This is a genomic window from Streptomyces huiliensis (assembly GCF_020037025.1).
GTDB classification, from domain to species: domain Bacteria; phylum Actinomycetota; class Actinomycetes; order Streptomycetales; family Streptomycetaceae; genus Streptomyces; species Streptomyces huiliensis.
This window is the reverse complement of sequence record NZ_JAIQLH010000405.1, coordinates 1-4,310: the sequence shown is the minus strand read 5'-3', so window position 1 is coordinate 4,310 and position 4,310 is coordinate 1. Positions and strand designations below refer to the sequence as shown.

At 76.2% G+C, this 4,310-nt stretch carries 4 protein-coding genes; all 4 read left to right on the top strand.

From position 1 onward, the window contains the following. Nucleotides 1-283: 283 nt before the first annotated feature. Nucleotides 284-1,528 (top strand): ergothioneine biosynthesis glutamate--cysteine ligase EgtA, encoded by a 1,245-nt coding sequence (gene egtA / locus JNW98_RS34250; protein ID WP_223772190.1) that lies wholly within the window; start codon nt 284-286, stop codon nt 1,526-1,528. 119 nt (nt 1,529-1,647) lie between these two features. Further along, nucleotides 1,648-2,940: an ergothioneine biosynthesis protein EgtB gene (gene egtB / locus JNW98_RS34245; protein ID WP_223772189.1), complete on the top strand. Its 1,293-nt coding sequence runs from the start codon at nt 1,648-1,650 to the stop codon at nt 2,938-2,940. After that, nucleotides 2,940-3,680, top strand: coding sequence for an ergothioneine biosynthesis protein EgtC (egtC, locus tag JNW98_RS34240; RefSeq protein ID WP_223772188.1), 741 nt, complete (start codon nt 2,940-2,942; stop codon nt 3,678-3,680). The genes egtB and egtC overlap by 1 nt, the downstream gene beginning before the upstream one ends. Nucleotides 3,681-3,762: 82 nt before the next feature. Beyond that, nucleotides 3,763-4,310 (top strand): L-histidine N(alpha)-methyltransferase (locus JNW98_RS34235; RefSeq protein ID WP_223772187.1); only part of this gene is annotated, 548 nt, incomplete at its 3' end.

Here is a 4,310-nt window from a genome sequence, read left to right as displayed (position 1 = left end):
GGCCCCACCGGCCCGCGCGGCCGCCCGCCGCACCCACCGCCCTCCGCGTCACCGCGCCCGCGCCGCCCGGCCCCGGAGAGGCCCGTCGCCCACGCCCCAAAGGTCTACACCTTTCCCGGGCGGCCCCGGACCCGCCTCCCAGGCATGACCGGTTCCCGGCGCCGGCCCGCGCGTTTCGTCCTCCGTTTGGGGGTACAGGGCAAGGGGGCTGACCGACAGGAGGGCACCCGGAGTGACCGACGAGAGCATCGCCTACGGCGAAGGCGCGACCCGGACGGTCGACATGGACGAGGCCGAGGCACTGGTCCGCGGCATCTGCTTCAAGACCGGACCGCCGCGCCTCCTCGGCGTCGAGCTGGAATGGCTCGTCCACGACCTGCGCGAACCGACCCGCCCGGTGGAGGCGGCCCGGCTCAACGCCGCCGCCGACCGGCTCCGCAAGCTTCCGCTGCGCTCGCTGCTCACCATCGAACCCGGTGGCCAGATCGAGTTCAGCTCGCAGCCGGCCGGCTCGCTCACCGCCTGCGTGGACGAGGTGGCCGCCGATCTCGACCTGGCCAGGGCCGAGTTGAAGGACATCGGGCTCTTCCTCGCCGGCTACGGCAAGGAGCCCTGGACCCATCCGGACCGCGTGGTGGAGACCCGCCGCTACAGCGCGATGGAGGTCTACTACGACCGCTGGAACGGGGCCGGCCGCACGATCATGTGCCGGACTGCGTCCGTCCAGGTCTGTGTCGACGCCGGCAGCGAGGGCCCGGGCCCGCTCGGGTTCGACCGCCGCTGGCGGTACGCGCACCTGCTGGGCGCGGTGCTGGCCGCCGCGTTCGCCAACTCGCCGCTGCACCTCGGGCGGCCCACCGGCTGGCGCTCCACCCGCCAGGCCACCTACGCCCGGATGGATCCGGGACGCACCCTCGCCCCCGCCGAGCACATGGAGCCGCGGGCGGCCTGGGCCGAGTACGCGCTGGACGCGGAGGTGATGTTCATCCGGCGCGAGGAAGGACCGTGGCAGCCCGTACAGGACCTGCCGCTGCGCGAGTGGCTGCGCACGGGCGAGCCGCGGCCCGTCACCGCGGGCGATGTGATCTACCACCTGACCACGCTGTTCCCGCCCATAAGGCCGCGCGGCCACCTGGAGATGCGCATGATCGACGCGCAGCCGGGCGAGGACGGCTGGCTGGTGCCGCTCGCGGTGACGGCGGCGCTGTTCGACGACCCGACGGCCGCCGAGACCGCGTACCGCGCGGTGAAGCCGCTGGCCGACGCGGCGGGCGGGGAGCCCACCCCGCGCAACCCGCTGTGGCGCCGGGCCGCCCGGCACGGCCTGTCCGACCCGGAGCTGCACGCCGCGGCCGCGGGCTGCTTCGCGGCGGCGCGCGAGGCGCTCCCCCGGCTCGGGGCCTCGCCCCGGGTCCTGGAGGCGGTGGACGAGTTCACGTCCCGGTACGTGGCCCGGGGCCGCTGCCCCGCAGACGACCTGCTGGACCTGGTCGCGGACCGGGTCACGGACGCGGAGCCCGGCTCGTGACCGCCCCGGGACGGCAGTACGGCGGAACCGGGCGGGAGTACGGGGGACCCGGACGGCAGGACGACGGCACCGGTCAGGAGTACGACGGCACGGATCCCGGCGCGCTCCGGCGGCGCGCCGTGGACGTCCTGCTGGCGGCCCGTGAGCGCACCGCGGCGCTCACGGGCTGCGTACCGGACCCCGAACTCACCGCCCAGCACTCGCCGTTGATGTCACCGCTGGTGTGGGACCTGGCGCACATCGGCAACCAGGAGGAGCTGTGGCTGCTGCGCGCCGTGGGCGGGCACGCGGCGCTGCGGCCGGAACTGGACTCCGTCTACGACGCGTTCGAGCACCCGCGCGCCGAGCGCCCCGCACTGCCGCTGCTGCCTCCGGACGAGGCCCGCCGCTACGTGGCGGACGTCCGCGGCCGGGCCCTGGACGTCCTCGACCGGGCGCCGGTCGACGGCGGCGGCCCGCTGGTCCGGGCGGCGTTCGCCTTCGGGATGATCGCCCAGCACGAGCAGCAGCACGACGAGACGATGCTGATCACCCATCAGCTGCGTACCGGCCCGCCCGCGCTCACCGCGCCGGACCCACCGCCCGCCCCGCCGGACGCCTCCGCGCTTCCGGTCGAAGTCCTTGTGGAGGGTGGCCCGTTCACCATGGGCACCTCGGCCGAGCCCTGGGCGCTGGACAACGAGCGGCCCGCGCACGAACGCGTGGTGGCCCCCTTCTTCATCGACACCCTGCCCGTGAGCAACCGGGCGTACCTGCACTTCGTCGAGGACGGCGGCTACCGCGACCCGCGCTGGTGGCACCCGGAGGGCTGGGCGCAGGTGCGCCGGCACGGGCTCGGCGCGCCACTGTTCTGGCGGCGTGACGGCGGAGCGCCGGGCGGCTGGCTGCGCCGCCGCTTCGGCGTGGTGGAGCCGGTGCCGCCGGACGAGCCGGTGCTGCACGTCGGCTGGTACGAGGCCGCCGCGTACGCGGCCTGGGCCGGGCGGCGGCTGCCCACCGAGGCGGAGTGGGAGAAGGCCGCCCGGCACGACCCGGCGTCCGGCCGCTCCCGCCGCTACCCGTGGGGCGACGAGGATCCCACGCCCGAGCACGCCAACCTCGGCCAGCGCCATCTGCGTCCCGCCCCCGTCGGCGCCTACCCGCGCGGCGCCTCGCCGCTGGGCGTCCGGCAGCTGATCGGCGACGTGTGGGAGTGGACGGCGAGCGACTTCCTGCCGTACCCGGGCTTCCGGGCGTTCCCCTACCGCGAGTACTCGGAGGTCTTCTTCGGGAGCGCGTACAAGGTGCTGCGCGGCGGGTCGTTCGGCGTGGACCCGGTGGCCTGCCGGGGCACGTTCCGCAACTGGGACCTGCCGGTGCGCCGGCAGATCCTCGCCGGCTTCCGCACGGCCCGCGACCCGGAGCCGTCCTGATGTGCCGGCACCTGGCCGTGCTGGGCCCGGAGGCCCCGCTCGGCGCGTCCGTCGCGGATCCACCGCACTCCCTCGTCCGGCAGTCGTGGGCGCCGCGCCGGCAGCGGTACGGGACGGTGAACGCGGACGGGTTCGGCATCGGCTGGTACGCGGACGGGGACCCGCGACCGGCCCGGTACCGGCGGGCCGGTCCGGTGTGGGCGGACCCGTCCTTCGCCGACCTCGTCCGGGTGGTCAGGGCCCGGGCGCTGCTGGCGGCGGTGCGGGACGCGACCGGTCCCGGCGCCGACGGCGAGGCCGCCGCGGCCCCCTTCGCCGCGGGCCCGTGGCTGTTCAGCCACAACGGCGCCCTCACGGGCTGGCCCGGCTCGGCCGCGCCCCTCGTCCCGCTGCTGCCCGCCGGGGCCCTGCTGCGGCTGGAGGCGCGCTGCGACTCGGCGTTCGTCTGGGCGCTCGTGGCGCACCGGCTGGACGCGGGCGAGCCGCCGGGCCGGGCGCTCGCCGGCGCCGTCGCCGCCCTCGCCCAGGCCGCGCCGGGATCCCGGCTGAACCTGCTGCTCACCGACGGCGCGTCGGTCACGGCCACCGCGCACGGGGACACCCTGTGGTACCTGGCCGGGCCGGGCGAGCGGGTCGCGGTGGCGTCGGAGCCGTACGACGACGACCCGCGCTGGACGGAGGTGCCCGACGGCACCCTGCTGTCGGCGGACCGCACGCGGATCGCCCTCACGTCCCTGTAGCACCTCACCTCCCTGTAGCACCTCCCCTCCGTACCGATTCCGACTTCCCCCTGCCCCGCCGCACGCGCAAGGAGCCCTGCCCGTGAGCCAGTTCGTCCTCTCCCGCACCCTCCCGTCCGACGCGACCGCCGCCGCCCTGCGCGCCGACGTCGCCGAGGGGCTGACCCGGTCGCCCAAGGAGCTCCCGCCGAAGTGGTTCTACGACGCGCGGGGCAGTGCGCTCTTCGACGAGATCACCCTGCTGCCCGAGTACTACCCGACGCGCGCCGAACGCGAGATCCTGCGCGCCCGCGCGGCCGGCATCGCCGCCGCGACCGGCGCCCGCACGCTCGTCGAACTCGGCTCCGGCTCCTCCGAGAAGACCCGCCACCTCATCCGGGCGCTGCCCCTGCTGGACCACTACGTGCCGGTGGACGTCAGCGAGAGCGCCCTGTCCGGCGCCGCCGCGACGCTGCTCGACGAACACCCCGGGCTGCGGGTCCACGCCCTCGTCGCCGACTTCCAGTACGGCCTGACGCTGCCCGACACCCCCGGGCCGCGGCTGCTCGCCTTCCTCGGCGGCACCATCGGCAACCTGCTCCCCGCGGAGCGGGCCGAGTTCCTGGCCGGCCTGCGTGCCGGCATGGCCCC

Excerpts from the sequence above, each read along its gene's own strand:
- egtC (WP_223772188.1), top strand. The coding sequence starts at position 2,940 with ATGTGCCGGCACCTGGCCGTGCTGGGCCCGGAGGCCCCGCTCGGCGCG.
- egtA (WP_223772190.1), top strand. The coding sequence starts at position 284 with ATGGACGAGGCCGAGGCACTGGTCCGCGGCATCTGCTTCAAGACCGGA.